Annotated in this window: 1 protein-coding gene; it reads right to left on the bottom strand. The window is 35.8% G+C overall.

Features of this window, described 5'->3' with window-relative positions:
- Positions 1-228: 228 nt before the first annotated feature.
- The gene (locus ESZ39_RS17635) at positions 229-504 is read right to left on the bottom strand and encodes a hypothetical protein (RefSeq protein ID WP_146881206.1); all 276 of its coding nucleotides are present in this window, start codon (positions 502-504) and stop codon (positions 229-231) included.
- Between the last annotated feature and the right edge of the window lie 147 nt (positions 505-651).

Below are 651 nucleotides of genomic sequence, written 5' to 3'. Positions count from 1 at the left end.
TAGTTTATTTAAGCAATCAAGCATGTCGTCTCTATCTTTGAGGACATTGATGTTTTTCAAAAGACGGCAATTTTTACACCTTCCAAACATGTAGATTAATTCCAAAATATGAGAAACACATAACGCCTCGTTAAGAGGCAAATAATATGTTGGCTAAAATAAGCGACGCAGGAGCAAAAGCCAACTGTTATTTGTCCTGCTTTAACGACTTGTTATAAGAACTTTAACCTACTGCTTGTTTTCAATGCTTTTGTTTAACGATTTTTTAAGTTGTTGCTCACACTCTTTTTTGCATTCAAATTTATCTTTTTGTGACACACCAACAGCCGTAGCCAGAACTATATTAGCTAAAGCAGTTTCAGCATTATTACCACTCTGTTTTTTGAAGTTTTCAGGAACATTGATAGTACTGTGTTGTTGTGAGTTCGAGCTTTCAGGCACTTGTGAATTTGAGCTGCAAGCCGCAAGAAAGAAAACCAAAATAATTCCAGCAAGAGATTTCATAACCAATCCTTTAGTTCTTATAACGCCCTGTTAAGGGGCAAATTGTAGTTGGCTAAAATGTTGAGGAACGAAAACAGCCAACTGTAATTTGTCCCACTTGAACAGCTTGTTATGTGTAATCTGTTGATATGCCGACTATAAAAAACT

Source organism: Colwellia sp. C1TZA3, assembly GCF_007954265.1.
In the GTDB taxonomy this organism is placed as follows: domain Bacteria; phylum Pseudomonadota; class Gammaproteobacteria; order Enterobacterales; family Alteromonadaceae; genus Cognaticolwellia.
The sequence above is the reverse complement of the archived record's forward strand: the minus strand, read 5'-3'. Positions and strand labels throughout refer to the sequence as shown.